Genomic DNA, 24,848 nt, shown 5'->3' on the forward strand with positions numbered 1-24,848 from the left:
TCGCTGCACACGTCAGCGTCTCACGCGTAATCCGCGGCATCCGCCGCGCAACGCTCACCGAACAACCTTCTCAAAACTGCCACGATGAAATCCTTGCATGCCATGTCGGCCGTGCTGGCCGCGCTCGCCCTGACGACGCCCGCCGTTCACGCCGTTACCGTTCCGTCGAACGTCGCGCTCGCCCCTCAACAGGACCTGACGCGCCAGGTGCCTGCCGAAGTCGAGTCGCTCGATCCGGCGCACATTGAATCGTGGACCGGCAACACGATCGGCCTCGACCTGTTCGAAGGGCTCGCCCGCATCGATGCGGCCGGCCAGGTCGTGCCGGGCGTTGCGCAGTCGTGGGAGCGCAAGACGCCGACGACATGGATCTTCAAGCTGCGCCACGATGCGAAGTGGAGCAACGGCCAGCCCGTGACGGCCGCCGATTTCGTCTACTCGTGGCAGCGTCTCGTCGATCCGAAGACGGGCTCGAAGTACACGATCCTCGTCGAGTTCGTGAAGAACTCGAAGGACATCATCGCCGGCAAGGTCGCCCCGTCGACGCTCGGCGTGCGCGCGGTCGACCCGTACACGCTGGAAGTGACGACCGACGTGCCCGTCGCGTTCTTCCCCGAGCTGACCGCGATGGCGCCGCTCGCGCCGGTGAACAAGGACGTGGTGACGAAGTTCGGTGACGCATGGACGCGCCCGGGCAATATCGTCAGCAACGGCGCATACCAGCTCGTCGACTGGCAGCCGAACAACCGCATCGTGGCGACCAAGGACGCGAAGTACTGGAACGCGCCGAAGGTCGTGATCAGCAAGGTCACGTACCTGCCGATCGAAAGCGACGAAACCGCGATGCGCATGTACCAGGCCGGCCAGATCGACTACAGCTACTCGATTCCGTCGGGCATCTTCCAGCAGGTCAGCAAGCAGTTCGGCGGCGAACTGCGCCCGGGCCTGCAGCTCGCGACCTACTACTACTACCTGAACAACAGCGACGCGGCGCTGAAGGACAAGCGCGTGCGCCAGGCGCTGTCGATGGTGATCGATCGCGACGTGCTGACGTCGAAGCTCACGCAGGCCGGCGAGAAGCCGATGTACGGCCTGATGCCGAACGGCACGAAGGGCGCGCAGCCGTTCACGCCGGAATGGGCGTCGTGGCCGATGGCCAAGCGCATCGCGACCGCGAAGGACCTGTTGAAGCAGGCCGGCTACTCCGACGCGAAGCCGCTGTCGTTCACGCTCACGTACAACACCAATGACCTGCACAAGAAGGTCGCGCTGTTCACCGCATCGGAATGGCGCACGAAGCTCGGCATCAACACGAAGCTCGAGAACGTCGAGTTCAAGGTGCTGATGAAGGAACGGCATGACGGCAAGGTGCAGATCGCGCGCGACGGCTGGTTCGCCGACTACAACGACGCAATGACCTTCTTCGACCTGATCCGCTGCGGCAGCTCGCAGAACACCGTCGGCTACTGCAACAAGCAGATGGATACGCTCGTCGACGAAGGCAACCAGAAGCTCGACGACAAGGCACGTGCCGCGCTGCTCACGCAGGCGCACGACACGGCGATGAACGACACGCCGATGGTGCCGCTGTTCCAGTACTCGGCCGACCGTCTCGTGAAGCCCTACGTGGGCGGCTACTCGCTGAAGAACGTGATCGACATGCGTGCGTCGCAGGACATGTACCTGATCAAGCACTGAGCGGAGCGATCATGCTGGCCTACGCATTGAGACGCACGTTGTGGGCGGTGCCGACGATTCTCGCCGTCATCACCGTCTGCTACCTGCTGCTGCATTTCACGCCCGGCGGTCCGTTCGATACGGAGAAGCAGCTGTCCGTGGCGACGCTCGCGAACCTGAACGCGAAGTACCACCTCGACGAGCCGCTGTGGAAGCAGTACCTGCTGTACCTGAACGCGCTGCTGCACGGCGATCTCGGTCCGTCGTTCCGTTACGTCGACTGGTCGGTGAACGATCTCGTGAAGAAGGCGCTGCCCGTGAGTCTCGGCGTGGGCGGCGTGTCGATCCCGATCTCGATCGTGTTCGGCGTGCTGCTCGGCACCGTCGCGGCCGTGCGGCGAGACAGCCTGATCGACCGCTTCGTGATGCTGATCGGCAACTTCGGCAACGTCGTGCCGCCGTTCGTGCTCGGCCCGGTGCTGGTATGGATCTTCGCGATCCTGCTGAAGACGTCGGCCGGCAACGGCTGGCTGCCGGCCGGCGGCTGGGGCGACGGCGGCTGGCAGTACCGGCTGCTGCCGATCGTGCTGCTGACCTTCATCAACGTGTCGCTGCTCGCACGCGTGATGCGCGGCTCGATGATCGAGACGCTGTCGAGCAACTACATTCGCACCGCGCGCGCGAAGGGCCTGCCGGGCTCGACGATCGTGCTGCGCCACGCGCTCAAGCCCGCGCTGATGCCGGTCGTGTCGCTGTTCGGCACGGTCTGCATCACGTCGATCACGGCGGCCGTCGTCACCGAATCGGTGTTCGCGCTGCCGGGGCTCGGACAGCTTGTCGTGAACGGCGCGATCAACCGCGACTACACGCTGGTGCTCGGCCTCGTCGTGCTGACGACCGTCTGTGCGGTGCTGTTCAACCTGCTGGTCGACCTCGCGTACGCGTGGCTCGATCCGCGCATCCGTTATTGAGCGAGGCACTGCGATGACTCCGACTACTCCCGTCGTCAGTCTGCCCGTGCAGACCGACTCGCCGCCGCGTTCGCGCTCGCCGCTCGCGCTCGCGTTCGCGCGCTTCCTTCACAACCGCGCGGCCGTGTTCAGCCTCGTGCTGCTCGCGCTGATCACGCTCGCGTGCTTCGTCGGCCCGTGGCTGCTCGCGGCCGATCCCGCCGCGAGCGACTGGGGCTCGATCAGCCTGGCGCCGACGCTCGCGAACCAGCACTGGTTCGGCACCGACGAACTCGGCCGCGACCTGCTCGTGCGCACGCTGATCGGCGGCCGCGTGTCGATCGAGGTCGGCCTGCTCGGCACGCTGGTGTCCGGCCTGTTCGGCGTCGCATGGGGCGCGACCGCCGGCTTCGCGGGCGGCCGCGTCGACTCCGCGATGATGCGCGTCGTCGACATGATGTACGCGATCCCGTACCTGCTGATCGCGATCCTGATGATGACCCTGTTCGGCCGCTCGTTCATGCTGGTCGTGCTGACCATCAGCGCGTTCTCGTGGATCGACATGGCGCGCGTCGTGCGCGGCCAGACGCTGTCGCTGCGCAACCGCGAGTTCGTCGATGCGGCGCGCGCGATCGGCGTGTCGCCGGCATCGATCGTGCTGCGCCACATCGTGCCGAACCTGCTCGGCGTGGTCGTCGTGTACGCGACGGTCTCGGTGCCGAACATCGTGCTGACCGAATCGGTGCTGTCGTTCCTCGGCCTCGGCGTGCAGGAGCCGATGACGAGCTGGGGCGTGCTGATCCAGGACGGCGCGCAGAAACTGGAATCGATGCCGTGGCTGCTGCTGGCGCCGGCCGTCATGCTCTGCGTGACGCTCTACTGCGTGAACTTCGTTGGCGATGGCCTGCGTGACGCGCTCGACCCGAAGGATCGCTGAGATGAAACAACCCCCACGCTCACTATGTTCGCTCGGGGGGGGCGCAGCCCCCCCGTCTCCCCCAGGCGCTTCCATCGAAGTGTCGGGCGGCCCGGCGGAGGCTGGCATGACAGCACTACTCGAAGTAGACAACCTCGGCGTGCGTTTCTCGCGCAAGGACGCACCGCCGATCGACGCCGTAAGCGGCGTGTCGTTCACGCTCGAAGCCGGCAAGACGCTCGGCATCGTCGGCGAATCGGGCTCGGGCAAGAGCCAGACCGTGATGGCGCTGCTCGGCCTGCTGGCCGGCAACGGCACGACGACGGGTGTCGCGCGCTATCGCGGCGACAACCTGCTCGCGATGGATACGCGCGCGCTGAACGCGGTACGCGGCGACCGGATCGCGATGATCTTCCAGGATCCGATGACGTCGCTCAATCCGTTCCTGACGATCGAGCGGCAGATGACCGAGACGCTGCAGCTGCATCGCAAGCTGTCGCGCAAGGAAGCCACGAAGCGCGCGATCGAGGTGCTCGAGTCGGTGCGCATTCCCGACGCAGCGCGCCGCATCCGCATGTATCCGCACGAGTTCTCGGGCGGCATGCGCCAGCGCGTGATGATCGCGATGGCGCTCCTGTCCGAGCCGGAAATCCTGATCGCCGACGAGCCGACCACCGCGCTCGACGTGACCGTGCAGGCGCAGATCATCGACCTGCTGCGCGAGCTGAACCGCGAGCGCGGCACCGCGATCGTGCTGATCACGCACGACATGGGCGTGGTCGCGGGCCTCGCGGACGACGTGATGGTCATGTATGCGGGCCGCACCGTCGAATACGCGCCGGCCGAATCGATCTTCGCGGCGCCGTCGCATCCGTACACGATCGGCCTGCTCAATGCGCTGCCGCGCCTGACCGATGCGGACGACGCGCCGCTCGTCGCGATTCCCGGCAATCCACCGATGCCCGGCACCGCGCCGGCCGGCTGCGCGTTCGCGAAACGCTGCACGTATGCGCAGGAGCGCTGCGGTGCCGCGCGCCCCGCGCTCGAAACCTACGGCGCGGTGGGCGCGGTGCGCGCATGCCACCGGCCGCTGGCCGATCTGACGGGAGGTCTGCGATGAGCGTCGATGAACGCCGCAATGCCGGCGCGACGGGCACGACGAGCGATACGCTGCTGTCCGTCGAGGATCTGAAGGTGCATTTCCGCGTGCCGCTCGGCGGCTATCCGTGGTCGCCGAAGGGCACGCTGCGTGCGGTCGACGGCGTGTCGTTCGACGTGAAGCGCGGCGAGACGGTCGGGCTCGTCGGCGAGTCGGGCTGCGGGAAGTCGACGCTCGCGCGCGCGCTGATCGGCCTCGTGCCGATGACGGCCGGCACGGTGCGCTGGCGCGGTGACGCCGTCGCGCCCGATCACCTGCGCGGCACCGCGATGCGCCGCGAAGTGCAGATGATCTTCCAGGATCCGCTCGCGTCGCTCGATCCGCGCATGACGATCGAGCAGATCGTCGCGGAGCCGCTCGTCACGCACCATGCGGGCCTCGGCCGCACCGAGGTGCGGCGCCGCGTGGTCACGATGCTCGAGCGCGTCGGCCTGAATGCGCATCACCTGCTGCGCTATCCCCACGAATTTTCCGGCGGGCAGTGCCAGCGCGTCGGTATCGCGCGTGCGCTGATCGGCGAGCCGAAGCTCGTGATCTGCGACGAACCCGTATCGGCGCTCGACGTGTCGATCCAGGCGCAGATCGTGAACCTGCTGCGCGATCTGCAGCGCGAACTGTCGTTGTCCTATCTGTTCGTCGCGCACGACCTGGCGGTGGTGAAGGCCATCAGCCAGCGCGTGCTCGTGATGTATCTCGGCCGCGTGATGGAGTTCGGCACGCGGCAAGACGTGTACGGCGTGCCGCAGCACCCGTACACGAAGGCGCTGCTCGATGCGGCGCCGACGCCGGAGCCGGCACGCGAGCGTGCTCGCCGTCCGATGCTGCTGGCGGGCGAGATGCCGTCGCCGCTCAACCCGCCGTCCGGCTGCGCGTTTCGCACGCGCTGCCCGGTCGCGATCGACGCGTGCTCGCAGGACGTGCCGTTGCCGGAAGTGCGGCACGGCTCGGCCGCACGTGTCGCGTGCATTCGGGCGGGCGCGGCGGCGTGAAGTGACGCAGCAACCATAACCAGGCAGGTCGACAGGGGTAGGGTGCGGCGCGAACGATCTTCGCGCCGCGGGTAGAGGCGCGTCCTTAGCCGGGCTCGCCGGGGGGCCGGAAGCGGATCGCAACCGGCGTGGACGACATCAACACAAGACGAGAATGACGATGAAAAAGCAAAAGACGATCGGGACGGCATCGAAGATGCTGCTTGCATGGGGCTTGCCGGCGCTCGCCGGCGTATCGCTGACCGGCGTCGCGCACGCTGACGACGCGGCCCCCGCGCCGCTGACGGTCGCGCAGGCTGCGCCGTCCGCGGGCGCGAGCGTGTCGGTTGCGCAGGCAACGACCCCGAACGCCGTGATCAATGCCGAGGCGAGCCAGGCCGTCACGCCGCCGGACGAGCCGTCGGCACAGTCGAAGTCGAACGGCTTCATCGCCGACAGCCATCTGAACTTCCTGTTCCGCAACTATTCGGACGTGCTCGACAGCAAGGGCGGACCGCACCGCCATGCGTGGGTCCAGGGTGTGATGGCGAACTTCGAATCGGGCTACACGACGGGCCTGATCGGCTTCGGCGTGGACGCGTCGGTGTATGCGGCGCTGAAACTCGACGGCGGCGCGGGCGCGGGCAGCATGGTCCACATCGCGAAGGGCGGCGGTGGCGGCAACCAGCTCGCGTGGGCATACCCGGGCATCTACGACGTGAAGGCGCGCATCTCGAACACGGTGATCAAGTACGGTCTGCAGGCCGTCGACAACCCGTTCATGGAGCAGCACGACAACCGTGCGCTGCCGCCGACGTTCCTCGGCGCGACGATCGTCAGCAATGAATTCAAGAACGTGATGCTCGAGGCCGGCAGCTTCACGAAGAACGACGCACGCGGCCATACGACGCTCACGAACCTCACGACGCAATACGGTGGCACGCGCGTCAATCGCCTGACCTATGTCGGCGGCACGTGGGACTACTCGCCGAACGGCGAAGTCGCGCTGTACGCGAACCAGGCCGACGACGTATGGCACCAGTACTACGCGTCGGTGAAGCACAGCATCGGCAGCGCGCAGACGATCAAGTGGACGGGCTTCGGCAACGTCTACTCGACGCACGACACGGGCGACGCGCTGCAGGGCAAGATCGACAACAACGCATACAGCCTGTCGCTGGCCGCGCAGCACGGCCCGCACGAGCTGCTGCTCGGCTACCAGCAGATCCTCGGTGACCAGTTCTTCGACTACCTGAACGAAACCAACGGCATCTTCCTGACCAACTCGATGGACGTCGACTACAACGCGCCGCACGAAAAGTCGCTGCAGCTGCGTTACACGTTCTACGGCAAGGAAGCGGGCCTGCCGGGCTTCAAGGCGATGGTCTGGGGCGTGACGGGCTGGGGTGCGGACGGCAGCGCGGGGGCCGCGAACGATCCGGGCAAGTCAAGCATCTACTGGAGCAACGGTGCGCCAGTGCAGGGCCGTCACCACGAGTTCGGCTTCATCCCGTCGTACACGTTCCAGAGCGGCAAGCTGAAGGACACGAAGGTCACGTTCATCGCGATGTGGCACAACGGTTCCGCGCACTACTCGGACGCGACGAACCGCGAGTATCGCCTGGTCGTGAACGTGCCGCTGCACGCGTTCTGATCGAAGGGGGCGCATGCGCCCCCGCATCACACGGCCGGCCTGCGAGCGAAACGATCAGGCCGGCTTGTGCAGCCCCGCGACCGGATCGTTCGCAGCGGGCATGTCTTCCACGAGCGACGTGAGCTGGCGGCCCGTATCGCGCCATGCGTCGAGGCCGCCGCGCAGCGCGAGCGCATCGGTGAAGCCTGCGTCGAGCAGGCGTTTCGCCATCAGCGCGGCCGTGAACTCGTTCGGGCACGAGCAGTACACGACAAACTTCTGCGTGAACGGATAGCGCGCGACGATGTCGCCGATCTGGCGTTCGTCCGCGAACTGCGCGCCGGGAATCGTGAACGGGTCGAGCTTGCGGTGTTCGGGCGAGCGCACGTCGAGGACCACCGGCGCGGACGCATCGCGCATCATCACGTCGAGCTCGTCGACGCCGATTCGCGCGCTCGCGAGCTGGCGGATCAGCGCGCGGCGGCGCATCCAGCGGATCGCCGCGTACACCGCCAGCACCGCGACGGCCGCCAGCAGCGCCACGCGGCCGAGCTGGCCCGCGCCGGCGAACAGCCAGTCGATCTGGCGATAGAACATCACCCCGACCACCAGCCCGACGATCGTCCACAGCGCGGCGCCGAGCGCATCGTAGCCGACGAACGTGCGATAGCGCGTGCCGAACGCGCCGGCCATCGGCACCGACACGAGCGACAGCCCCGGAATGAAGCGCGCGACGGCGAGCACGCGCACGCCGTAGCGGCCGAAGAAGCGCTCGGTCTTTTTCACGCAGCTGTCACGCGACAACGACAGCCGGCAGATCGTCTTCAGCGTCGTGCCGCCGAAGCGCCGGCCGGCGAGGTACCACACGGTGTCGCCGATCAGTGCGCCGAGCACCGACAGCGCGACCACCGTGACCAGTTGCGAGCCGATCATCGCCGGATGCATCGCGGACATCGCACCGAACAGCACGAGCGTCGGCATCGCGGGCACCGGCAGCCCGATGGCCGCCGCGAGCACGTTGGCGAAGACGAGAAGCGGCCCGTATTGGGCGACGAGGTCACGGAGGAGCATGACGGCTGGCCGAAAAGGAAGCGCGTGGGGAGGATACGCAGATGGGCCGATTATCGGCCATTTTCAACCGGACGGCGGGAAATGACGGAAAGCGCCTGACGGCGGCAGGGAGATGCGGGCGGGACGGTGAGCCGATGCATTGCGCGCGGCTCACCGCTCGACATCAGGAAGAGGTGCGGGCGAGCGATGCGACGCCGTGGTTTTCGCCGGGCAACTCGGCGCCGTGCGAGCGGATCGCCGCGATCAGCTCGGCTGGCGTGATCTCGTAGCGGACCTCGCGGTGAATGCCGGGCTTGCGTTCGTCGATCTCGATCAGCAGCACGCTCTTGCCGTCGCCGGTCGATTCGAGCCGGAGCGAGCGCAGTTCACGGCCGTCGGCCGGGTCGTGTTCGGTGAGCAGGGTCATTGCCCCGGATGAGCCGGTAGTGCGCATCGAACCTATCCTCGTGTCGTGTGTGCCAGGTTGGCGAAGATGTCATTATTGAATGCAGCTTGACGAAGTTTAACGCGAACGGGCCGCAACACGGAGCATTTTCGTGGGCATGAAAAGAGGGCTGCACCACCTATCCTTCTGATATTTGAGCCGCGCCAGGCGGGCGTCTCAGCCCGATCGGCCGACGCCGCGCCCGGCGTCCGGCCGATGATCCGGCCGGGCGGGTGCGTGCCGTCAGAAGCGGTCGGCGAGCCCCATCGCCGGGTCGCTGACCGAGTGGCGGCCCGTTTCGACGCGGCCGGCGATGCGGCGCGAGAAGCTCGCGTCGCTGTCGGCGGTGACGACGAAGTCGTACCAGTGCCCGGTCGAGTCGAGCTTCCAGTGCAATTCCGATTGACCGCCGGCGTGCACCGTGACGGTCCACGTCGTGCCTGTGTCGTTCCCGTTGCCGTGGTCGTCGTTCGCGCCGCGACCGGACAGCGGGCCGTACACCTCGTTCGACTTCACCGTGAAGCGCACGGCGCTGCCGCCGTCGTTGCGCAGCCGCAGATGCAGGTTGCCGCTCGCACCCGCATAGCCGACCCGGATTTCCGGATGCGGTGCGCGCGCGCCGGCCAGTCGGGCGAGGTCGCCGGTGAAGCGGCGGTGATAGCCGTTCGGACCGAGCACCCACAGGTCATATTTACCGCTGTCGTCGGCCAGCGCCGCCCAGTCGCCGCGCAGCGCCTTGCCCGGCTCGACGACGTAGCGGCGCGGCACGCGGTCGAGGTGCAGCTTGTCGTACACGTGGAATACCGCTGCCGCGCGGCCGGTGTTCGCGAACTTCAGCGTGACGGTGCCCTGGCCGGCATCGACGTGCGCGCTTGCATGCAGCTCGTACGGCAGTGCGCGCGACGGGCGCACGCCGGCGGCCTGCGCGGGCAGCGACGGCGTGGCCGGCGGCGTGATCTTCGGCGCGGCCTGCTGCGCGGCGCTCAGCGCGTCGACCTGGTTTTTCGTCGTACGACCCGCGAGCGTCGGCAGCGGTTCGTTGTTCGGCGCGCGGAAGTTGAACGCGCTCGTCAGGTCGCCGCACACCGCGCGGCGATACGCGCTGATCTGCGGCTCGACGACGCCGAAGCGTTTCTCGAGGAAAAGCAGCGTCGACGTATGGTCGAACACCTGCGAGTTGACCCAGCCGCCGCGGCTCCACGGCGACACAACCCACATCGGCACGCGCGGCCCCGGGCCGTACGGACGGCCGTCGGCCGCGGGCTGGCTCGACGTCGCCGGCGCGAAGTCGTGGTACTCGACGGCGACGTCGGCATCCGCGAGCGTATGGCCGCCCGCAAGCGAGCCGTCCGCATTGCGCGACGGCACGGCCGGCGACGGCATGTGGTCGAAGAAGCCGTCGTTCTCGTCGTAGTTGATCAGCAGCACGGTCTTGCTCCACACGTCCGGATTCGCGGTCAGCGCATCGAGCACCGCCTGCACGTACCACGCGCCCTGCGCGGGGCTCGACGGCCCCGGGTGTTCGCTGTACACCGACGGCGGGATGATCCACGACACCTCGGGCAGCTTGCCGTTGCGGATGTCGTCGCGAAACGTTTCGAGGAAGCCGTACGGCATCGTGTTGCCGAAGCCCTTTGCGAGCGGGCTCAACGGATCGTCGATCGCCGGATCGTAGAACGCCCCGGCCGCCGTCACCGGCTGCGTGATGTCCGTCGACGCGACGTACGCGGGCCGGCGTGCGGGCGGCATCTGCTCGATGGCCGCGCGCCAATGGCGAAAGCTCATCATCTCGTTGCAGCCGAAATTGTCGATCAGGCTCTGGTAGACCTTCCAGTTCACGCCGGCCTGCTGCAGCCGGTCCGCGTAGGTTGTCCATGTCCAGCCCTGGCTCGACGGGCCGATGTCGTTGCCGCCGTTGAACTGGTTGTTCAATGCGGCGAGCTTCACGTGGCTGCCGTCGGCCGGGCTGATGCCGTTCGGGCCGTTGGTGCCGCTCCAGTAGAACAACCGGTTCGCGATCGTGCCCGTATGCATCCCGCAGTGGTAGTGGTCGCACAGCGTGAATGCGTCGGCGAGCGCGCGCTGGAACGGCACTTCGGCCGCATCGTAATAGCCCATCGACAGCGGCGTCTTGGCGTCGGGCCAGCGGTTCATCCGGCCATGGTCCCACGCGGCCTGCGCGTCGGCCCACGTGTGCGGCGTGCCGCCCGCGCGCTGCGCGTTGCCCTGGCTCGCATCGAGATGGTACGGCGTGAAGGTCGTCGCGGGCGTCGCTTTCGTGTAGGTCTGGTAGAACACGTCGCGGCCGTTCGGCGACGGCACCGCGAAGCGGTCGCCGTAACCGCGCACGCCCTTGAACGTGCCGAAGTAGCCGTCGAATGCGCGGTTCTCCATCATCAGCAGCACGACGTGCTTCACGTCCTTGATGGTCCCCGTTTCGTGAAACGCGGGAATGGCGAGCGCGCGGCGGATGCTCGGCGGAAACGCGGAAAGCGCGGCGGCGGCGAGGCCGGAAGTGGCGGTTTGCTGAAGGAATTTGCGGCGTGACGTCATGGCGTTCTGATCCTGTGATGATGGGAGCGTTCGTGACTTCGTCTGGTTGCGCTCGTGCGTCGTCCCCCCGGGACGGTCCGCGATGCGTGTGCGTTCGAGCGCGTCGGCCGTTGTCGTGATCCTGTGCGCCGCGCGCTCGTGATGCGCGGGGCAGGACGTCGGCACACGCGGGCCCGGCGAGTGCCGGGCAGGGCGCGGCCAGTCTAGGGAGCGCAGATGACGTCGACGTGATGCGGAAATGACATGACGTATTGCGTCTGTTACGTTGTGTGCGCAACTAATTGGAGGCGCGTCGCGAAGATGGCGGAATGGATGGAAATTACCGGTTTCCCCGGCGGGAGCGGTCAAGAATTGCCGGCTGCGTGAAATTTGCGTGACGCCGTGTAGTTGTGCATGCAACAGAATCGCGTTATGTGGCGACCATGTTTCATTTGCGTGAAATCGGATAAGCTCGATGCGTTGTTGCGTTCGTGCAGCAACATGCCCCGGCCCGATACTTTCGACTCTACCCAGTCATGACCGATATCACGATCCGGCACAGCGAGACGCACGACGTCGACGCGATCCGGCACATCGTCGCTCACCCTGCGGTGTACCTGAACACGCTCCAGCATCCGTTTCCGTCGCACGAGAAATGGCAGCAGCGGCTCGAACGGCTGCGCGAACAGGGCGTGAGTCTCGTCGCCGAACTCGACGGCTCGGTGGTCGGCCATCTCGCGCTGCATCCCGAGCAGAACCCGCGCCGGCGTCACGCGGCGTCGCTCGGGATGATGGTCGATGCGTCGCATCACGGGCGCGGCATCGGCGGCCGGCTCCTGGCCGCCGCCATCGACCTCGCCGAAAACTGGCTGAACGTCACGCGTCTTGAATTGACCGTGTTCGTCGACAACGCGGTGGCCATCGCGCTGTATGAAAGGCACGGCTTCAGGATCGAGGGCGAGGCGCCGGACTATGGGCTGCGCGACGGTGCGTATGCGTCGGTGTATCAGATGGCGCGGATCAAGGGGCGGCAGTAATCGACGCGTGTCGACGCGGGCATGCTGGCCGGTATGCGCGACAAGGCCGCGCTCGCCGATGCGCTACGCGCGGTACTGCGCGAGCCGGTACTGGCGCGGGCCGATTCGGACGTGCTCGTCGCCGCGCCTGCGCGCACGATGCGTCGGTCAGGCCGGTCGTGAGGCAGTTCGACGGCGTATGCGCGAAGCTGCCTGCGGGCGATCCGCAGACAGTGGCATGCGCGAAACCGATTCAGCCGGTGAAGGCGTAACGATGGGAGGGCGCGCGCTCGGGCGTATTGATATGGTGATTACTGGCCCGACTCCGACGACGCGCCGTGATTACTGCCATAGCCGGCACTTTGCTGGCGGGCAATCTTCGCTTCGGCGGAAACGATGCTGGCCGGATAGAACCAGTCGCTCGACTGGAAGCCGGCCTGCTTGAGCGCCTTCACTTCGGCGTGGACCTGCGCACGCGTGAGCGGCGGGTTCGACTGCGCTTGCGCGGCGAGCGGGGCGGATACGGCCAGGGCAATGGCAACTGCATGAATCAGGCGCTTCATGATCGGGACCTCCATGTTTCCGACGGGGCGGCCGGCCTTCGTTCGACGAAGCGGCGGCGGTTGGAAACAGTCTAGGCCCGGCCTCGCGCGGGAAAAATGCGATCGCTCCCAACGCAGTGTTCTGCAACGGACAACAATGGACAGGGTGAGCAGGCTGTGCCGGATTGCGGTACGCGGCGGACGTTGGGCCTCCGGGCCGTGCGGTAGTGCGGCGCTGTGCGGCTCCGGTCGGTCGGGGGACGCATTGGCCGATGCGAATGCCGGGCGCCCCGCCCCGGTTTGCATGCAGACGTGCCGGGAACGTGCCCCGCGATGGATATCGCGCAGCGCTGTCTGTTGCGGCGATGCCAGGCCGTCGAGCCGCCGTGACACGCGCAGGGAAGAAGGGGGTGCCGGCCGCGTCGATGCGGCCGGCCGAGGGGGGCGGCGTGCGGAACGCCGCCCGATGTGAAGGCTTACACGAGGCCCGTCGTGTAGTACACGGCGATCACGAAGAACACCGCGAGCGTCTTGATCACGGTGACCGCGAAGATGTCGCGGTACGACTCGCGGTGCGTGAGGCCAGTGACCGCGAGCAGCGTGATGACCGCGCCGTTGTGCGGCAGCGTATCCATGCCGCCGCTGGCCATCGCGACGACCCGGTGCAGCACGTCCAGCGGAATGTTGGCGGCCTGTGCGCCCTTGATGAACAGGTCCGACATCGCGGCGAGCGCGATGCTCATGCCGCCCGACGCCGAACCGGTGATGCCGGCGAGCGAGCTGACTGACACGGCTGCGTTTACGAGCGGGTTCGGAATGCTCTTCAGCGCGTCGCTGACGACGAGGAAGCCAGGCAGCGCGGCGATCACACCGCCGAAGCCGTATTCCGACGCGGTGTTCATCGCGGCGAGCAGTGCGCCCGCGACGGCGGCCTTCGAGCCGGCCGCGAAGCGGCCGCTCACGCGCTTGAACGCGGTCAGCACGACCAGCACGATGCCGAGCAGCAGCGCGGCCTCGACCGACCAGATCGCGACGACCGTCTTGATCGACGTCGTGACGGGCGCATGCACGCCGGGCAGCACCTCCGGCGCGACGGTGTATGACGCGGCGCCGTACCACTGCGGGATCAGTTTCGTGAACGCGAAGTTCGACACGCCGACGAGGATCAGCGGCAGGATCGCCAGCGCCGGATGCGGCAGTGCCGTCGTTTCGACGCGTTCCGGTTCGTTGACGAGCGACGTGCCGTAGCCTTCGCCCTTCGCCATCGCCGAGCGGCGGCGCCATTCCAGGTAGGTGAGGCCGACGACGATGATGAACAGCGAGCCGATCGTGCCGAGCGCGGGCGCGGCCCAGGCAGTCGTCTTGAAGAACGTGGTCGGGATGATGTTCTGGATCTGCGGCGTGCCGGGCAGCGAATCCATCGTGAACGAGAACGCGCCGAGCGCGATCGCGCCGGGCATCAGACGTTTCGGAATGTTGCTCTGGCGATAGAGCTCGGCCGCGAACGGATACACCGCGAACACCACGACGAACAGCGACACGCCGCCATAGGTGAGCAGCGCGCACACCGCGACGATCACCGCATTCGCGCGCGAGCGGCCGATGTAGCGGATCGCCGCATGGACGATCGACTCGGAGAACCCGGACAGTTCGATCACCTTGCCGAATACGGCGCCGAGCATGAACACCGGGAAATAGAGTTTGACGAAGCCGACCATCTTCTCCATGAAGATGCCGGAGAAGACTGGAGCGACGGCGGCGGGTTCGGTCAGCAGGACCGCGCCGAGCGCGGCGATCGGCGCGAACAGGATCACGCTGTAGCCGCGATACGCGGCGAACATCAGAAACGCCAGCGCGGCGAGGACGATCACGAAAGACAAGGGAGTCTCCTAAATGCTTGGAATGGCTTTGGTTGTTGTTCGATCGCGGAACGCGCCGCGGACCGGCTCAGGTTCGTGCAGGTTTCGTGCCATCGGCCGCATTGCGCCGCCGGACATGGGTCCGGCGCAGACCGGCGGGCCCGCGCCGGCCAATGTCTGACGATTCTACATAAATCGTCTCCATTTGGAGACGATCCGGCCGCCGGGGCAGCCCGCCGAATCGGGCAGGGCTTTCCCGGACAAGGCATTCCGGCATGTCTCCAAAGTGAGATACTTCGTCTCGTTCTGGAGACATTCGGCCAAGCATACGCGGAGACGACGACACGATGATGAACGACTGGGCCCGCCTGCCCGTCAATTACGGCGACGTGCTGCGGCGCGCCGCCGAGTCGCTGTTTCGTACGTTCGAGGATTCGAGTGCGGGCACGGTGGTGGTCGATCGCGACGCACGCGTCGTGTGGATGAACGAGCGTTATGCGGCGCGCTTCGGGTTCGCCGATCCGCAGCAGGCGGTCGGCCTCGACTGCGAGGCGGTGATGCCGAACAGCCTGATGCGTGAGGTCGTGTCGACCGGCCAGCCGATCCTGCTCGACATCATGGAGACGGGCCGGGAGCCGCTCGTCGTCACGCGCCTGCCGTTGAAGAACGAGGCGGGCGAGACGGTCGGCGCGATCGGTTTCGCGCTGTTCGACCAGTTGAAAACGCTCACGCCGATCTTTTCCCGCTACGCGCAGCTTCAGCAGCAGCTGATCGCGACGCAGCGTTCGCTCGCGCAGGCGCGCCGTGCGAAATACACGTTCGCAAGCTTCGTCGGCACGAGCACCGCGAGCCTCGAAACCAAGCGGCAGGCGCGCCGCGCTGCGCAGGTCGATTCGCCGGTGCTGCTGCTCGGCGAGACGGGCACCGGCAAGGAACTGCTCGCGCATGCGATCCACGCGGCGTCGGCGCGCGCGCTCCAGCCGCTCGTGACCGTCAACGTCGCCGCGATTCCCGACACGCTGCTCGAAACCGAATTCTTTGGCGCGGCGCCGGGGGCGTATACAGGTGCCGACCGCAAGGGGCGCGTCGGCAAGTTCGAGCTGGCCGATCGCGGCACGCTGTTTCTCGACGAGATCGGCGACATGCCGCTGCCGCTGCAGGGCAAGCTGCTGCGCGTGCTGCAGGACAAGGAGTTCGAACCGGTCGGTTCGAACCGGATCGTGCGCGCGGATGTGCGGATCATCGCCGCGACGTCGGCCGACCTGCCCGCACTGGTCGAGGCCGGCCGCTTTCGCGCGGATCTCTATTACCGGCTCAACGTGCTGACGATTCACGCGCCGCCGCTGCGCGAGCGCGCGTCCGACATCGCGGCGCTCGTCTATGCGACGCTGGAGGAACTGGCCGCGCAGCACGGCCGTGCCGCCCACTGCGAGCTGACCGACGATGCGCTGCGGATGCTGTGCGCGTACCCGTGGCCGGGCAACGTGCGCGAGCTTCGCAATACGCTCGAGCGTGCGCTGATGCTGTCGGATCGCTCGGTGATCGATGCGGGTGCGCTCGCGCCGTTCCCCGGGCCGGTGCGCGCGGCGCCCGATAGCGTGCCGGCAGGTACTCGGATTGCCGCGGTCGGCCGGGATGCGGGCGACGCATCGGATGCGCGGGGTGCGCCGGTCGTTTCGTATACCGATGCATTGGCTGCGTGGGAGCGCCAGTTCCTGATCGATGCGCTTGCGGCTTGCGACGGCAAGGTGGTGGAAGCGGCCGCGCGCATCGGCATCGGTCGGGCAACGCTCTACAAGAAACTGGCGGCGCTGGGGATCGACCGGTAGCACGCGGCGGCGGGTGCACGCGGACATGAGGAACGGCACCGGTGACGTGCCCGACAGGAGACAACGATGAAGCGAATCGGCATTGCCGGATGGCTGGCCGCACTGGTGGCGACGTCCTCGTTCGCACAGTCGAATGACGCGGACGCACCTGCGGTACGGCGCAACTGGTACAACGACCCGTTCATCGCACTGTCGCGGGACTTCGCCGAATGCCCGCTGCCGCTCGGCCCGTGGATGACGCGCGCCGAGATGGAGGACGACGCGCACTACCGCGTCGAGCGCGGGACCACCTGCTGGCTTGCGCACCGCTGCACGAAACCGAATTCCTATATGTATGACGCGCCGATCGCCGCGGCGGCGAAAGCGCATTTCGCGGGCACCGATCGTCTGCAGGGCACGAGCCTGTGGATCACCGTGCAGCGGCGCTTCATCTATGTCGAAGGGTGTGCCGATCCGGCATTCGATCGGCAGGCGCTGGCGCGCGAACTCGGCGCGCTTCCCGACGTCGAGCAGGTGTTCGTTCGCATCACCGAGGATCCGCACCGGGCCGTGCCGTACAAGACGCGCGGGCGGCCCGACCGGACACCGGACTGAACGCGGGAGGGCAGCGCATGGCATACTCGCGACATTCAAAAATAGGTTGACGGAAAGAACAATGAAACACATGCTTGCGTCGGTCTGTCGGTGGCCACGGACGCATTGGCGTCGGGCCGGATTGTTGGCCCTGGTTGCGGGGCTCGGCGGGTGTGGCGGCGGGGCGCCACTGTTCACTTCGGACGGGCGCCCGACTACGCAGGTGCAGTGCACCGGAAGCGGCTGGAGCAATTGCACGGACAATGCCCGAGCCATCTGCAACGGGGAATTCGACGTCCTCCAGCAATCGACCGATGACGCCGTGCGAAATCTTCTCTTCGCATGCAAGAAGAAAAGCGGCTATTGATCCCGATATGACCGGATAAGGAGACCCTAATCGGGTGAAGCGCTTTTCTATTGGCTTGGAGTCGGCTATTTTTCATGAATAACACTCACGGAGTCCCATCCATATGGCGACCTACAGGCAACTGACAGCGCAGCTCGAAAGACTTCAGCAAAAGATCGACAAGGAACGAGAAAAGGCGATTGCCGATGCGATTGCCGCCATTCGGGCAAAAATCGAGGAATTCGACATTACGGCCGAAGAGCTCGGTTTCCGTCCGATTGGCACTGCCGTTGCCGCGAAACCGAAGCGTTCGTTGCCGCCGAAGTACCTGAACCCGAAGACGGGTGAAACGTGGAGCGGCCGCGGGCGTGCGCCGGCGTGGCTCGGCAAGAACCGCGCGCGTTTCCTGATCAAGGACTGACTCCCGAAAATCCTCACCTTTCGTGCGCTGACCGACGGTGCGAACGGCCATGTGGCCGTCGCACCGTTTTGTTTTTGGACGGCCGCCACGTGATTCGGAACCGCGAATTGAACGGCAATGCCTTGCGATTAACGGATGCTTTTTTGCGAATTCGCTGCGATTGAACCGGATATCGCCGCGAATTCCGGTAAACAACCCCGCAATTACGCGGCACACGCGTATCGGCATTCTCGATGACATGCGAGAGCTTCGCGGTGCCGATGTACCGTCGATCGCCATCACCGCTCGCGCATTGACGCGCTGCGCCGTGCAATTCCCGAACTTGCTCACCATGGCTCCTGTAAACCCTCACCTTTGACGAGGCGGCCGGATGACCGCCTCGTGTTGCCTTCGCTCGTTGCGTCGTGCGAAGGCGTCGGTTACCGGCCCATGTTGCGGGCATTGATGCCCGTCGCACAGTCGGCCGTTCGGCATATAGGCAGCCGCATCGCGTTCGCCTATGCTTGGAGTTCGCGTCGACCGGCACATGGCCATCGGGCTTGCATGCCGGTCGGATCGTCTTTCGTTACCGTATGGAGCCGATGTGACCGTCCGCCATCTCGATGCGTTGTTCCAGCCCAGGTCCGTTGCGGTCGTCGGTGCGTCATCGCGTGCGGGCAGTATCGGTGCGATGGTGTGGGCGCGCGTGCTCGACGGCGCGTTCGAGGGGCCCGTGTGGCCCGTCAATCCGAAGTATCGCGAACTGAGCGGGCACGCGGTCGTGGCCGATGTCGACCGGCTGCCGGCGCCGCCGTCGGTCGCTGTGATCTGCACGCCGCCTGCCACGTGGGCCGGTATCGTGCGCAAGCTCGGCGAACTCGGCACGCGCGTCGCGGTGATCGTCGGCGAAGCGCGCACCGATGCCGATCGCGCCGCACTCGATCGCACGCTCAAGGCCGCGAAGCCGTTCGTGCTCCGTATCGTCGGCCCCGGCAGTCTCGGCGTGCTGTCGCCCGCGCGGCATGCGCATTTCGGCGCACCGGCCTACACGGCGCGATCGGGCGGCGTCGCCTGGGTGTCGCAATCGAATGCGCTGACGAACGCGGTTCTGGGCTGGGCCGATGCACGAGGCCTCGGCTTTTCGCATGTCGTCGCGCTGGGCAGCGAGGCAGACGTCGATGCGGGCGATGTCCTCGACTACCTCGCCAGCGATCCCGGCACGCGCGCGATCCTGCTCGAGCTCGACACCGTATGCGCCGCGCGCAAGTTCATGTCGGCAGCGCGTGCGGCGGCGCGCAACAAGCCGGTGCTCGCGCTGCGCACCGGGCGCGCCGATCCCGGCGATGCGCTTTACACGGCGGCGTTCCAGCGCGCGGGGATGGTGCGTGTCGATGCGCTCGATGATCTGCTCGACGAGATCGAGACGCTCGGTGTCGGTCGCGTCACCGCGCGGGGGGCTGCAACGCTCGTGACGAGCGACGCAGGCGTCGCGAAGCTCGCGGTCGATGCGGTCGCGGAGGTGCGCGACGTGCTGGCCGACTGGCCGGCGGCGGCAACGTCGGCGGTAGCGGCCGCGCTGCCGCATCTCGCCGGGGTCGGCAATCCGCTGACGCTCGGCGACGATGCGCGTCCCGAACATTTCGGCACCGCCATCAAGGCGCTCGCGCCGTTTCCGCAAACAGGCACGTTGTTCGTCGTGCATTCGACGTCCCACAGCGCGCCGGCCGAGGCGGTCGCGCGCACGTTGATCGAATCGCGACAATATGCATACCGCGGTATTCTCGCGTGCTTCTTCGGTGCGGTCGACGCGGCGACGCGCGACGCGCTGCATGCGAACGGCATCCCGGTGCATACCACCCCGCAGCGGCTTGCGCGCGCATACGCACGGCTGGTCGACTACAGCCTCGGGCGGCAGTTGCTGATGCAGACGCCCGAGGGCACGCCGCCGCAACCGGCCGAGTGCATTGCATCCGCACAGGCCGAGGCCCGTCGGATGGTCGAGGCGGGCGACCATGAACTGGCCGGCGAAGCGGCGTTGCGCTGGCTCTCTCACTTCGGCCTGCACGGCGAGCCGGCCGATGCGTCCGCGGGCGCCAGAGTCGTCGACGTCACGGTCGACATGTACGACGATTCGAACTTCGGCCCGGTGTTCCGCTATGCCGTGCCGCCGGCGGACGGCGTGTCGGCGCCGTTCGTCGTGTACGGGCTACCGCCGCTGAATACGGTGCTCGCCCGCGCGGTGATGGCGCGTTCGCCATATGCGCGCCGTGCGCCCGTCGAACCCACGCTCGACGCGCTGACTGCGCTGTCGCAAGTCGTTTGCGACGTGCGCGAAGTCGTCGCGATGTCGATCACGCTGCGCGTGCTGTCCGACCGTGCATATGTCATCGCGCCGCGGCTCACGCTGGCGGCCGGGCGCAGCCGGCTCGCGATCATGCCGTATCCGCGCCATCTCGAGCAGACGCTCGAATGGCGCGGCGAGACCGTGACGATCCGTCCGATCCGTCCGGAAGACGAGGAGGCACACAACGAGCTGCTTGGCGCGATGACGCCGGACGATCTGCGGATGCGTTTCTTCGGTGCGGTGCGCAGCTTCGATCATTCGCAAGTCGCGCGCATGACGCAGATCGACTACGACCGTGAGATGGCCTTCATCGTGTCGTTCACCGACGTGTCGGGGCGCTCGCACACGCTCGCGGTGGCGCGCGCGGTCTCCGATCCCGACAACGAGACGGCGGAGTTCGCGATCGCCGTGCGGCCGGACCAGAAGGGCAAGGGGCTCGGCCGGCTGATGATGACCCGCATCATCGACTACGCGCGATCGCGCGGCACCGCATGGATGATCGGCGAGGCGCTGCGCGAGAACACAGCGATGATTTCGCTGGCGAAGTCGTGCGGTTTCGAAGTGTCGACGACGGAGGAACCCGGCGTGGTGGGGTTCAGGATGAAGCTGCAACCGTAGCCGCATCGGCGCAGGTGGTGCTCGAACGTGCGGCGGTATCGTGCGCTGTAGACGGAACGCACGATGTGGGTGATGCGTGATCGCGGTTGCACGGACTCTTCGCAGTTCGGAATGCAGATCATCCGCTGTGCTCGATCGGATCCGCGAAGCGATACAACGCTTCGTGACCGATAGAGAAAGGCGTCGGTGTCGAGTTACGGCATCCGCGGCGAGCGAGTTGCAAGCGCCGATGCTCGTCGCATATTGCCGATTCCGGTCATGTACTCGGGCGCGCTGACACCTGCATTTCGCACTTGCAGCATCGGAAACAGAACAAAGGTGAGATTTTTCGGGAGCCGCGAGTGAGCTTTTCCGGGAGCGTCTAGGTGAGCTGATCCGGGAGCACTCGGTGAGCCTTCCCGGGAGCCACCGGTGAGCCCTTGCGGGAAGCCCCGGTGAGCCCTTGCGGGAAAGGGCGGTGAGCGTCTGCGGGAGGCGTCGGTGAGGACGTTCGGGAAGAGCCGGTGAGCCTCTTCAGGAGCGTTGGGTGAGCTTTTCCGGGATACCCGGGTGAGCGCTTACGGGAGGCTTTGGTGAGACTTTTCGGGAGCCTGCGGACGCAGTACCCCAGCAGGCGCGGCGCCAGCGTTTGCCGGCGTCCGCGCCGGTGCGGGCACGCATGAACCGTGCCCGCGACGGCGTTTATGCAGCGAGTTTCGACGCCGCGTCGTTCACCTGGTCACGCGAAATCGCGAGTTCCTCGAGGTGCGCTTCCGCATAGACGCCGCCGGTTTCGCGCTCGAGGCGGGCGATCGTCAGTGCGCAACGCGCGGCGTCCTTCGGCATCGCGATGAAGCGCTTGACCGATTCGCCGGACGTAAACGCGTCGAACAGCGCGCCGCGCACGTCGTCCGGAAGCGTCTTGGTCCATTGGTACGGCTTGCCGTTGAACGTGATCGACGGCGGCAGCGTGCGTTCCTTCTTGGAGGCCGTGATGAGGCCGTAGGTGCGCGCGGCGTCGCCGATCTGCTCGGGCGAGAAGAGTTCGTCGGGCGTGATGTCGAACTGCTCGATGTAGTTCTCGATCGCCAGCATCGCTGCGGAGCGATCGTCACGCTTCTTCTGCGCGCGCGCGACGATGTCGCGCAGCTCGTCCGCTTCCTCGGGCGTGATCGTGAAGCTCGCCTGCTTCTGCTGAAGTTCGGAGAAACGCTGGAATTCTTGATCGTTCAGAAGTTTGGCCATGACATCCATCGGACACGGCGGCCGCGACAGCCGGCCGCCGTAGTTTTTGAGAGGGCCGCTATTCTAGCGTAGCGCCGGGGGTGCGCAGCGCTCGCAGGTCCGGCAATGGTCTGCGTAATGCCGGTGCGAGCGTCCGCGACACCGCATTGCATTGCATGCCACGGCGTCGCCGCCGCACGCCGCCGTGCGCCTGCCCGACTTGCTGGCCGAGTGACTGAAGGCCTGCCGCGCCCGAACAACCGACTGACCGTCCCCCCCTTCAGCACCGTCGCGCGTTCAGGAAGTTTCCGTGCGGCACATCGACAACTGGCCTGCCGTATCGCGCAGCCCTGTGACGACCACGTCGACGGATGGCGCCATGTGCGCGTCGATCCGGCGCATGTATGGGCAGGTCAGCACCGCGATCGCATGGCCGGACGGGCCGAGGATCGGCGCGCTCAAGTCGGTGACGCCGTATGCCTGGCGGCTGTCCTGGCGCACGTAGCCGGACTGCCGGATCGATTGGCACGCGTTGGCGAGTTCCTGCTCGTTGATCGGCGTTTCGCCCTTGACCTTGCGATGCTCGACCAGCATGTGCGCACGCTGCTCGGCACCCTGGAACGAGAGCATCACACGCCCCGACGCCGTATCGGCGAGCCCGACGCGCGAGCCGAGCCGCACCGACACGCCCCACGGGCCGGGGCCGTCGACCTGCGCGATCGCGAGCAGGTTGCCGCGATCGTAGACGGTCAAATGGCACGACTGTTCGGTGGCGTCGGCGAAGCGCTGCATCAGCGGCAAGGCTTCGGCGATCAGCCGGTTCATCGGCGGGTGCCGGTGCGCGAGCGCGAACAGCTTCAGGCTGAGCGTGTAGCGGTCGCCGCTGCTCGAGCGCATCACGTAGCGGCGCGCCACGAGACGTTCGAGCATCCGGTAGATCTCGCTTGCGTTGCGTCCGAGCTCCTTCGTGATTTCGGTGCGGGTGAGTCCTTCCTTTTGTTCCGACAGGAGTTCGAGAATGTCGAGACCCTTGTCGAGGGCGGGCGCACGATAGCGGTCGGCTGCGCCCATCGACTCCCGTGCGTCGCTGCCGGGGAGCGGATTAGTGGTCGTTTGCATCATATGTAGGAAGTCCGGGATTTGCCGATCGGTGGGCGACGCACGCTGGCCGGTTTTGCACGCGGATTCGTGAAGCCGCTTGCGGATATGACTGCCATCCGCGCGAGCTTAACAACAAACTTTCAGTGTGCAATGCAGCGTGTTTTTACCGATCGTTACCGATTAAGAACGGATCACGTGTGGTTTTCGATGACAGGGTCGCATCAAATAGTGTCTGTTCATGTCCCGATGGCAATGCAGGGTGCCGTGCGACACCGGTGCCATCGCGCCCGTGGCTCCGATGCTGCGGTGCAATGCCCGCGGGCGCACCAATAGTCGGTATCCGTCGCGCGCCATTTCACGGCGGGCCGCCGATGGTACAAAGAGCAGCGGGCCAGCGACGGTGTGGCCGCGCGTGAAGCCGGCCGGCATGGGCCGACACATGCCGCGGATAACGCGCCGTCGTCGCCGATGCGCAGACCGGCGGCCGCCCGTTCGATGCGTGTCGCACTTCGGTGCGATGCCGCGATCGCTGCGCCCGCGCGAGCCTCGCGTGTCGAACGGCCTGCCGGATACGGCGCCGACGCGCGTCATCGACGATCGATATTCAGTCCGGCGCGTGGCCGCAAGCGGCTGCGTCGGCCGGTATCCTGTCACATTCGACAACAGAGGTTGAGCACGATGAAACTGCTTCGCTATGGCCCGTCCGGCCACGAAAAGCCCGGTATTCTCGACGCGGACGGCCGGATTCGCGACCTGTCCGCGCACGTGCCGGATCTTGCCGGCGACGCGCTGTCCGACGCCGGTCTCGCACGCTTGCGCGCGATCGACCCGGCCACGCTGCCGCTCGTCTCCGGCGAGCCGCGCATCGGCGCGTGCGTCGGGCGTGTCGGCAAGTTCATCGGCATTGGTCTGAACTATGCCGATCACGCTGCCGAAGCCGGCATGCCGGTGCCGAAGGAGCCAGTGGTATTCGGCAAGTGGACGAGTTCGATCTGCGGCCCGAACGACGGCATCGACATTCCGAAGGGCTCCGTGAAGACGGACTGGGAAGTCGAGCTGGGCGTGGTGATCGGCGCGACGTGCAAGAACGTGGACGAAGCGCGCGCGCTCGACTACGTCGCCGGCTACTGCGTTGTCAACGACGTGTCCGAGCGCGAGTGGCAGATCGAGCGCGGCGGCCAGTGGGACAAGGGCAAGGGCTTCGACACGTTCGGCCCGATCGGCCCGTGGCTCGTCACGCGCGACGAGGTGCCCGATCCGCAGCGCCTCGACCTGTGGCTCGAGATCGACGGCCATCGCTATCAGAACGGCAACACGCGCACGATGGTGTTCACCGTCGCGCAACTGATCGCCTATCTGTCGACCTGCATGACGCTGCAGCCGGGCGACGTGATCACGACCGGTACGCCGCCGGGCGTCGGGATGGGCATCAAGCCGTCGCCGGTGTTCCTGAAGGCCGGCCAGATGGTGCGTCTCGGGATCGAAGGGCTCGGCGAGCAGCTGCAGAGCACGCGCAACGCGCAGTAAGCGCTTGCGTGGATCGCGTGGCGCGTGCAACCCGCCGCCACTCGCCGATATCCGCAGTGCTGTCCGATCGGCCAGCCCGCTCGCCTCGCATGATCGCAGGCGGCGACCGTCGCGCACCGAACACCGATGCAGCAAAGACAAGGGCCCGGTTCCGCGCGAT

The 24,848-nt window shown here is 66.7% G+C and carries 21 protein-coding genes; 14 read left to right on the forward strand and 7 right to left on the reverse strand.

The features are described 5' to 3' along the window. The first annotated feature begins 84 nt into the window (after positions 1-84). The 6 genes from DIE15_RS05765 (at position 85) to DIE15_RS05790 (ending at position 7,324) form a co-directional block, all read left to right on the forward strand. The gene (locus DIE15_RS05765; RefSeq protein WP_124832616.1) at positions 85-1,698 is read left to right on the forward strand and encodes a peptide ABC transporter substrate-binding protein; all 1,614 of its coding nucleotides are present in this window, start codon (positions 85-87) and stop codon (positions 1,696-1,698) included. A gap of 11 nt (positions 1,699-1,709) precedes the next feature. Next, positions 1,710-2,648 carry an ABC transporter permease subunit gene (locus tag DIE15_RS05770; RefSeq protein ID WP_124832617.1) on the forward strand — a complete coding sequence of 313 codons (939 nt, stop codon included), beginning with the start codon at positions 1,710-1,712 and terminating at the stop codon, positions 2,646-2,648. A 13-nt stretch (positions 2,649-2,661) separates the two neighbouring features. Beyond that, complete coding sequence (locus DIE15_RS05775; RefSeq protein WP_057925568.1) at positions 2,662-3,564, forward strand: ABC transporter permease; 903 nt, start codon at positions 2,662-2,664, stop codon at positions 3,562-3,564. 106 nt (positions 3,565-3,670) lie between these two features. Continuing rightward, a complete protein-coding gene (locus tag DIE15_RS05780; RefSeq protein WP_057925569.1) occupies positions 3,671-4,663 on the forward strand; it encodes an ABC transporter ATP-binding protein in 993 nt (330 codons plus the stop codon). Then, positions 4,660-5,691 (forward strand): ABC transporter ATP-binding protein, encoded by a 1,032-nt coding sequence (locus tag DIE15_RS05785; protein ID WP_124832618.1) that lies wholly within the window; start codon positions 4,660-4,662, stop codon positions 5,689-5,691. Before DIE15_RS05780 ends, DIE15_RS05785 begins: the two co-directional genes overlap by 4 nt. A 160-nt stretch (positions 5,692-5,851) precedes the next feature. Continuing rightward, positions 5,852-7,324, forward strand: coding sequence for an OprD family porin (locus tag DIE15_RS05790; protein ID WP_124832619.1), 1,473 nt, complete (start codon positions 5,852-5,854; stop codon positions 7,322-7,324). Positions 7,325-7,378: 54 nt separating this feature from the next. On the opposite strand, the gene DIE15_RS05795 is transcribed toward DIE15_RS05790, so the two are convergent. The 3 genes from DIE15_RS05795 to DIE15_RS05810 form a co-directional block, all read right to left on the reverse strand. Next, on the reverse strand, positions 7,379-8,374 hold the full coding sequence (locus DIE15_RS05795) for a DedA family protein/thiosulfate sulfurtransferase GlpE (RefSeq protein ID WP_124832620.1): 996 nt from the start codon (positions 8,372-8,374) through the stop codon (positions 7,379-7,381). 163 nt (positions 8,375-8,537) lie between these two features. Continuing rightward, entirely contained in the window at positions 8,538-8,807 is a 270-nt protein-coding gene (locus tag DIE15_RS05805; protein WP_057925572.1) for a hypothetical protein, read from the reverse strand. Positions 8,808-9,041: 234 nt separating this feature from the next. Continuing rightward, positions 9,042-11,351 carry a phosphocholine-specific phospholipase C gene (locus DIE15_RS05810; RefSeq protein WP_124832621.1) on the reverse strand — a complete coding sequence of 770 codons (2,310 nt, stop codon included), beginning with the start codon at positions 11,349-11,351 and terminating at the stop codon, positions 9,042-9,044. 515 nt (positions 11,352-11,866) lie between these two features. Here DIE15_RS05810 and DIE15_RS05815 point away from each other — a divergent pair. Both DIE15_RS05815 and DIE15_RS36875 read left to right on the forward strand, forming a co-directional pair. Next, entirely contained in the window at positions 11,867-12,367 is a 501-nt protein-coding gene (locus tag DIE15_RS05815) for a GNAT family N-acetyltransferase (protein ID WP_124832622.1), read from the forward strand. Positions 12,368-12,388: 21 nt separating this feature from the next. Next, positions 12,389-12,529, forward strand: coding sequence for a hypothetical protein (locus DIE15_RS36875; RefSeq protein WP_160327441.1), 141 nt, complete (start codon positions 12,389-12,391; stop codon positions 12,527-12,529). A gap of 128 nt (positions 12,530-12,657) precedes the next feature. Here DIE15_RS36875 and DIE15_RS05820 read toward each other — a convergent pair whose 3' ends face one another. Both DIE15_RS05820 and DIE15_RS05825 read right to left on the reverse strand, forming a co-directional pair. Then, entirely contained in the window at positions 12,658-12,909 is a 252-nt protein-coding gene (locus tag DIE15_RS05820) for a DUF4148 domain-containing protein (protein ID WP_057925720.1), read from the reverse strand. 455 nt (positions 12,910-13,364) lie between these two features. After that, entirely contained in the window at positions 13,365-14,768 is a 1,404-nt protein-coding gene (locus tag DIE15_RS05825) for a GntP family permease (protein WP_057925575.1), read from the reverse strand. Between the two features lie 326 nt (positions 14,769-15,094). Here DIE15_RS05825 and DIE15_RS05835 point away from each other — a divergent pair, with 326 nt between their 5' ends. The 5 genes from DIE15_RS05835 (at position 15,095) to DIE15_RS05855 (ending at position 20,857) form a co-directional block, all read left to right on the forward strand. Then, on the forward strand, positions 15,095-16,576 hold the full coding sequence (locus DIE15_RS05835; RefSeq protein WP_124832623.1) for a sigma-54-dependent Fis family transcriptional regulator: 1,482 nt from the start codon (positions 15,095-15,097) through the stop codon (positions 16,574-16,576). A 66-nt stretch (positions 16,577-16,642) separates the two neighbouring features. Continuing rightward, a complete protein-coding gene (locus tag DIE15_RS05840; RefSeq protein ID WP_124832624.1) occupies positions 16,643-17,170 on the forward strand; it encodes a BON domain-containing protein in 528 nt (175 codons plus the stop codon). 61 nt (positions 17,171-17,231) lie between these two features. Then, positions 17,232-17,516, forward strand: a complete 285-nt coding sequence (locus DIE15_RS37495) for a hypothetical protein (protein WP_242431784.1) — start codon at positions 17,232-17,234, stop codon at positions 17,514-17,516. A gap of 103 nt (positions 17,517-17,619) precedes the next feature. Then, on the forward strand, positions 17,620-17,916 hold the full coding sequence (locus tag DIE15_RS05850; protein WP_057925578.1) for an H-NS family nucleoid-associated regulatory protein: 297 nt from the start codon (positions 17,620-17,622) through the stop codon (positions 17,914-17,916). A 583-nt stretch (positions 17,917-18,499) separates the two neighbouring features. Further along, positions 18,500-20,857, forward strand: coding sequence for a GNAT family N-acetyltransferase (locus tag DIE15_RS05855; RefSeq protein WP_124832625.1), 2,358 nt, complete (start codon positions 18,500-18,502; stop codon positions 20,855-20,857). Between the two features lie 681 nt (positions 20,858-21,538). Here the strand turns inward: DIE15_RS05855 and DIE15_RS05860 are convergent. Next, positions 21,539-22,090, reverse strand: a complete 552-nt coding sequence (locus DIE15_RS05860) for a hypothetical protein (protein ID WP_057925580.1) — start codon at positions 22,088-22,090, stop codon at positions 21,539-21,541. A 267-nt stretch (positions 22,091-22,357) separates the two neighbouring features. Continuing rightward, positions 22,358-23,182, reverse strand: a complete 825-nt coding sequence (locus DIE15_RS05865; RefSeq protein ID WP_185734374.1) for an IclR family transcriptional regulator — start codon at positions 23,180-23,182, stop codon at positions 22,358-22,360. Between the two features lie 657 nt (positions 23,183-23,839). Between DIE15_RS05865 and DIE15_RS05875 the strand changes: the two genes are divergently transcribed. Next, a complete protein-coding gene (locus DIE15_RS05875; protein WP_124832626.1) occupies positions 23,840-24,688 on the forward strand; it encodes an ureidoglycolate lyase in 849 nt (282 codons plus the stop codon). Positions 24,689-24,848: the final 160 nt, after the last annotated feature.

This window comes from Burkholderia sp. Bp9031 (genome assembly GCF_003857965.1).
GTDB classification, from domain to species: domain Bacteria; phylum Pseudomonadota; class Gammaproteobacteria; order Burkholderiales; family Burkholderiaceae; genus Burkholderia; species Burkholderia ambifaria_A.

Excerpts from the sequence above, each read along its gene's own strand:
- DIE15_RS05765 (WP_124832616.1), top strand. The coding sequence starts at position 85 with ATGAAATCCTTGCATGCCATGTCGGCCGTGCTGGCCGCGCTCGCCCTG.
- DIE15_RS05770 (WP_124832617.1), top strand. The coding sequence starts at position 1,710 with ATGCTGGCCTACGCATTGAGACGCACGTTGTGGGCGGTGCCGACGATT.
- DIE15_RS05775 (WP_057925568.1), top strand. The coding sequence starts at position 2,662 with ATGACTCCGACTACTCCCGTCGTCAGTCTGCCCGTGCAGACCGACTCG.
- DIE15_RS05780 (WP_057925569.1), top strand. The coding sequence starts at position 3,671 with ATGACAGCACTACTCGAAGTAGACAACCTCGGCGTGCGTTTCTCGCGC.
- DIE15_RS05785 (WP_124832618.1), top strand. The coding sequence starts at position 4,660 with ATGAGCGTCGATGAACGCCGCAATGCCGGCGCGACGGGCACGACGAGC.
- DIE15_RS05790 (WP_124832619.1), top strand. The coding sequence starts at position 5,852 with ATGAAAAAGCAAAAGACGATCGGGACGGCATCGAAGATGCTGCTTGCA.
- DIE15_RS05795 (WP_124832620.1), bottom strand. The coding sequence starts at position 8,374 with ATGCTCCTCCGTGACCTCGTCGCCCAATACGGGCCGCTTCTCGTCTTC.
- DIE15_RS05805 (WP_057925572.1), bottom strand. The coding sequence starts at position 8,807 with ATGCGCACTACCGGCTCATCCGGGGCAATGACCCTGCTCACCGAACAC.
- DIE15_RS05810 (WP_124832621.1), bottom strand. The coding sequence starts at position 11,351 with ATGACGTCACGCCGCAAATTCCTTCAGCAAACCGCCACTTCCGGCCTC.
- DIE15_RS05815 (WP_124832622.1), top strand. The coding sequence starts at position 11,867 with ATGACCGATATCACGATCCGGCACAGCGAGACGCACGACGTCGACGCG.
- DIE15_RS36875 (WP_160327441.1), top strand. The coding sequence starts at position 12,389 with ATGCTGGCCGGTATGCGCGACAAGGCCGCGCTCGCCGATGCGCTACGC.
- DIE15_RS05820 (WP_057925720.1), bottom strand. The coding sequence starts at position 12,909 with ATGAAGCGCCTGATTCATGCAGTTGCCATTGCCCTGGCCGTATCCGCC.
- DIE15_RS05835 (WP_124832623.1), top strand. The coding sequence starts at position 15,095 with ATGATGAACGACTGGGCCCGCCTGCCCGTCAATTACGGCGACGTGCTG.
- DIE15_RS05840 (WP_124832624.1), top strand. The coding sequence starts at position 16,643 with ATGAAGCGAATCGGCATTGCCGGATGGCTGGCCGCACTGGTGGCGACG.
- DIE15_RS37495 (WP_242431784.1), top strand. The coding sequence starts at position 17,232 with ATGAAACACATGCTTGCGTCGGTCTGTCGGTGGCCACGGACGCATTGG.
- DIE15_RS05850 (WP_057925578.1), top strand. The coding sequence starts at position 17,620 with ATGGCGACCTACAGGCAACTGACAGCGCAGCTCGAAAGACTTCAGCAA.
- DIE15_RS05860 (WP_057925580.1), bottom strand. The coding sequence starts at position 22,090 with ATGGATGTCATGGCCAAACTTCTGAACGATCAAGAATTCCAGCGTTTC.
- DIE15_RS05865 (WP_185734374.1), bottom strand. The coding sequence starts at position 23,182 with ATGATGCAAACGACCACTAATCCGCTCCCCGGCAGCGACGCACGGGAG.
- DIE15_RS05875 (WP_124832626.1), top strand. The coding sequence starts at position 23,840 with ATGAAACTGCTTCGCTATGGCCCGTCCGGCCACGAAAAGCCCGGTATT.